The organism is Acetobacter cerevisiae (genome assembly GCF_001580535.1).
Lineage (GTDB): Bacteria > Pseudomonadota > Alphaproteobacteria > Acetobacterales > Acetobacteraceae > Acetobacter > Acetobacter cerevisiae.
On sequence record NZ_LHZA01000061.1, the window covers coordinates 1 to 3,755 of the forward strand.

Annotated in this window: 3 protein-coding genes; all 3 read left to right on the forward strand. The window is 40.5% G+C overall.

The features are described 5' to 3' along the window. Nucleotides 1-41: 41 nt before the first annotated feature. The 3 genes from AD928_RS00560 (at nucleotide 42) to AD928_RS14620 (ending at nucleotide 3,571) form a co-directional block, all read left to right on the forward strand. Nucleotides 42-838 (forward strand): IS5 family transposase gene (locus AD928_RS00560; RefSeq protein WP_197459167.1). Its coding sequence is split into 2 segments (ribosomal slippage): nucleotides 42-381 and nucleotides 381-838, totalling 798 coding nucleotides; the frame shifts between segments, so codons are not numbered across the junction. Between the two features lie 12 nt (nucleotides 839-850). Beyond that, nucleotides 851-1,615 (forward strand): capsular polysaccharide synthesis protein, encoded by a 765-nt coding sequence (locus AD928_RS00565; RefSeq protein WP_062247416.1) that lies wholly within the window; start codon nucleotides 851-853, stop codon nucleotides 1,613-1,615. Nucleotides 1,616-1,645: 30 nt separating this feature from the next. Continuing rightward, nucleotides 1,646-3,571, forward strand: coding sequence for a hypothetical protein (locus tag AD928_RS14620; protein ID WP_156470019.1), 1,926 nt, complete (start codon nucleotides 1,646-1,648; stop codon nucleotides 3,569-3,571). The last annotated feature ends 184 nt before the right edge of the window (nucleotides 3,572-3,755 follow it).

Genomic DNA, 3,755 nt, shown 5'->3' on the forward strand with positions numbered 1-3,755 from the left:
TAGGGCCTGTTAGATCTTGAATTTCTTCCCATATTGTAGGGATGGAAGAAGGAGACAGAACAGGCACCTTTACGGACGAGACATGGGCGATCTGGGAACCTCTGATTGAGGCGGTTCGCCCAAGGGGCAAGACGCCGCCCCATGATCTGCGGCGTACGATAGCAGCAATTTTCTGGCGCCATGAGAATGGCGCGAAATGGCGGAGCATCCCCGCTGAACTGGGTCCATGGTGGCGGGCGGCGCAGCTTTTCATCCGCTGGGCGAAACTCGGCGTATGGGAACGCCTGCTCGAACTGGTTCAGGAACAACAGGGAGTGGCGTTCGGAATGACTTTTCTGGATGGTACGAACATCAGGGCTCACCACAAGGCGGCGGGAGCCCAAAAAAAGGGGCCTCTTTCGAAGAGCGGGACCATCGTGAAGCACTTGGCCGCTCTCGCGGCGGCTATGGCACGAAAGTCTGCGTGATCGCTGATGGACATGGAAAAGCCTTCGGTTTTGCGCTGGCCCCCGGACAGGCTCATGAACTGCCCCTGGCACCAGCCATGCTCGACAACCTTCCCGCCATTCCCCTGTGGGTAGTGGCGGACAAGGGCTATGCGTCGAATGCCTTTCGTGAACGGATATGGGACATGGGAGCCCGGCCCGCCATTCCTGCGAAACGACGCGATGGGCCGGTCGCCTGCCCAAAATGGGCCTATCGGTGTCGACATCTTGTCGAGAACCTCTGGGCTCGCCTCAAGGAGTGGCGCGCTGTCGCAACCAGATACGAAAAAACAGCAACGTCGTTCCTCGCGGTCATCCACATCGCTGCCGCAGCAGACTGGATCAAGCCCTAACAGGCCCTAATCATGCTGTTTCAGACTTTTTATGAAGGTAATCTTGGGCCACAGGAACTTGCTTGCTTAACTTCTTTTGTTAAGAATGGGCATGAAGTCGTTGTGTATTCGTATTCTTACAAACATCTTCCCTCTTTTATCAATGGACGAGATGCCAGAGAAATTCTTCCAGAAGAAATGCTTTTCAGTTTGGAAAATGGCGACCATAAAGGTTCTTTTGCTATATTTTCTGATATTTTCCGCTGGGAACTTTTGAAGAAAAAAGGCGGAATCTGGATTGATACTGATGTTATTTGTATTTCTCGAGATTGGCCTGATACAGAAATATTTTTTGGCTATCAAGATAATGTAATTATTAATAATGCAATTATGAAATTTCCTAAAGATCATGAGCTTTTACATGAAGCTTCTCGTATTTCTCAAGATATTGGGAAATACTGTCTGTGGGGAGAAACTGGACCTCTTCTTCTTACAAAATTGGTCGAAAAATATCACCTTGAAAAATATAGCCAAGTGGAAAAAGTATTTTATCCAGCGCAGTTTTGGTGGGCATTTAACGTCAGAGAAGAAGAAGTTAGCGCCGATAAAATTACAGAATTCCGTCAGATGGGTGCCGTATGTATTCATTTATGGAATGAATGCTTAAGAAGTGCAGATATTGATAAAAATATTCTTCCCAGGGATGGAAGTCTTCTAGATTACATTTTAGATGAGTATAATTTAAAAGGATTTTATAAAGAATATAAATTAAAAAAAGATATTAAAAATCTTCTTTGAGTTATTAACCTAGTTTTCACGGAATTATGCATGCTGTATAAATTGACCCTTTTATTCCTTGTGGGCTGTTTGACTACTTTTCGACTTCATGCAGAACCCGCCACTATAAACTTTTCTGGTGGTCTTTCAACGCTGGATTTAGGAAAATATGTTGACCTCACTAACGAAGAAAGAAAACATGAAGTCTCCGAGAAAGAAGATTTACAACAATCCAATTTACAAAAATCAAAAATGTGGCAAAACTTCCGTAGTGCATTGGTCGGAGACGAAATCATTAATATCCCTGTAGGGGCAATTATGCCTTCTAATTTGAATAATTATGATATTTTGGCGCCTTCTTCTCCTAACTCTACAAACAATAATATATTTTATTTCTCTCAAGAAACAATTAAAGTGTTAGGCGAAAATGAGAGAATTTATGATCGATCTTTTATAGATGCTGATAATGACACTACCATTTCACCTTTCAATGGGTCTATTAATATAGAGAAACATACAAAACACGCACAGAGTTCTCGTCCAATTGTTCATATTGTATATGAAAATTCATCTGGAAATATAGATCGATATGGGGGCGGAGGAATGTTTAGCAAAATTCCTCCCGTGATGATAAATTCCTATCAAACACCATCGGGGTATGGTAGTTTAACGGGCATTTCTTTATGGTTAATGGATCAATCACAAGGCGAAAAAGCACCACTTCTTAACCAATCCCAGATTTTTGATGGAACGCTTATTCGTGATGGGAGGTCATCCACGTGGGGTATCTCTATTTCTCAGAGAGATACAACAGGTGTTTCTCCAGAACCTTTTTCAGAAACTTTTGCTGAATTGGACGGATCAGGGAATGGCCCTGATACAGGTCATCCTATTTTTCTACCTGGCGATGGGAATAGAAAAGGCATCTGGATTCAAAGTGGATCAGAAAATTTTTACGTGCATGGCGTTGGGAAAAATTCTGAATTAATTGAAAATTCCACTTGGATGCCCAACAAATATTACAAAAAAAATGATCGTATTAGAGTAGTTTCTTTTGATGGAAGATTTCATTTATATTCTGCATCCAATGATGGAAAAACTTCGAATAAAAATCCAACTTGGTCCATTGGAAAAAATCAAATAATATTTGATGGAAACATACAGTGGAAACATTTAGGTTTATTTAATGCTGGATTTTCAAAAGCAATATTTCTCGACGGGAATAATTATTTTGGAACAGGAGACTCTTGGTTTGATATTGGAATAACATCAAATGATAATTTTTCTGGTGCATTTATCGATACCTCTGCTGTGCATTTTATAGATCCTGAAAAAAGCTTTGTTTTGAAAACAGATAGAAATGGTGACCCCATTCCAGATGGAACTGGGAGCTTCAAATATAATTATACACCTTCTTTGTATGGAGCTGCACTTAGAATGGCTGCAGATCAGAATATTGATTTTTCGGCAAACGGTACAAAAGAAGAATTAAACAAACGGAGACTGACTTATAATTCTTCTCACGCCTCATTAGAATATATCAATAATATTGGACGTGCTTTAGAGATACATGACAACGGTAATTTTGGTATTTCAGGGCCATTTTTTATAAAGAACAGCACAACCAGCAATATAAATAAAATGCAAGATCATAGTAATAACGCTATTATTATCGGGCAAGGTCTATGGTCAAAAGAAAAAAATGATACTGATATCTTGGCTTCACAAAAAAGTCTCATATTAGGGACATCCTCGATAAAAAAAGGTGTCATTTCTCCCCCTGCGTTGGAAATAAACGATAAAAATATCACTATTTTTTATGATATAATACAAATTGCATCTATGCCTGAAAAAAAAATTTTATCCATTCCTCAGCCTAAGGAGGGAATGATCGTAAATGACAGCAACCAGCACGTGCCGGTCATTTATGAAATGGGTGCTTGGCGACCGATGGAATTAGGCCACCCATTACATTAGTAAATTATAGAAGAAACTATAAGAGGCTGTTTGAAAAATGACGGGATTGAAGAACCGTTGATTAAAGCCGTAATATTTTTGATTTGGAGTTTGTGGGTATTGATTAACGATTCTATAAAATGGACCTGTCACGGTTTATTACTGGACCTGGAGGGTTCGAAGAACCGTTGATTGATTTCCCTTT

Excerpts from the sequence above, each read along its gene's own strand:
- AD928_RS00565 (WP_062247416.1), top strand. The coding sequence starts at position 851 with ATGCTGTTTCAGACTTTTTATGAAGGTAATCTTGGGCCACAGGAACTT.
- AD928_RS14620 (WP_156470019.1), top strand. The coding sequence starts at position 1,646 with ATGCTGTATAAATTGACCCTTTTATTCCTTGTGGGCTGTTTGACTACT.